The following is an 821-nucleotide window of genomic DNA, read 5'->3' as shown; positions in this document are numbered from 1 at the left end:
CATGACTTTCACGACCGCATGGAGTTTATGGGCTTCATCAAAAGGGTGGCGAACAGAAAGGACTGGATTGTGCATCTGGAACCGCCCATACAGATGCCGGAGCAGGTGATACAGTATGTAGGCAGGTATTCCAAGCGGGCATGTTTGAGCGAGTACAAGATTACGGCAATGGACAGTGAGAACATTTCATTTCGATACCGTGATTATAAGAACTCACCCGACAGGAGAAACCCGGTGGAAAAGGAACTGACGCTGCATTACCGTGAGTTCTTTCCCCGGCTGCTGCAACACGTTCCCCTGCGCTATTTCCGCATCGTGAGGTATTACGGCTTCTACTCCAACAAAGGCAACCTGCCGGAAGAATACTTCGGACGGGATGAAAGCGAGATAGAGGAAGCCGGAGTGCAACAGGCAGAAAGTGAATACGAGAATCCTTATTTCTGCGAGCATTGCGGACGGATGAGAGTTTACAGCCACACTACGGTAACGAGTGGCGGCATCACATATACGGTTGTATTGGAACATTGCGACATACACCGGGAAAAATCGGCATGACAGCAATATGGGATAGCTATGCCCTGCCGTGAACAGAAACAGTAAAATCCCATAAAATAGAAGAAAGGAGAACAAAAAAATGAATGAAATACGAATAAGAGCTGTAATAAAACGAACCGGGTGCAGGAATGAACTTCACACCCCTTTCTGCCGGAAACAGCAGTCAAAAATTGAAGTTCTATATAAATATGTAATAGTGCATGGTGGGTAAAACTGCCTTGAACAAAGAAATGAAGCACCTAAACGGTGCTTATTTCCGAACCATT

Annotated in this window: 1 protein-coding gene; it reads left to right on the top strand. The window is 46.2% G+C overall.

The annotated features are described in order from the left end of the window. The coding region (locus tag BQ7483_RS00005) for a transposase (RefSeq protein ID WP_204245992.1) at positions 1 to 555 on the top strand (555 nt) is incomplete at its 5' end. Positions 556 to 821: the final 266 nt, after the last annotated feature.

The sequence above is a fragment of the Mediterranea massiliensis genome (assembly GCF_900128475.1).
Classification (GTDB): Bacteria; Bacteroidota; Bacteroidia; order Bacteroidales; family Bacteroidaceae; genus Bacteroides; species Bacteroides massiliensis_E.
Note: the sequence above shows the minus strand (reverse complement) of the source record. Positions and strands in the feature narration are given on the sequence as shown.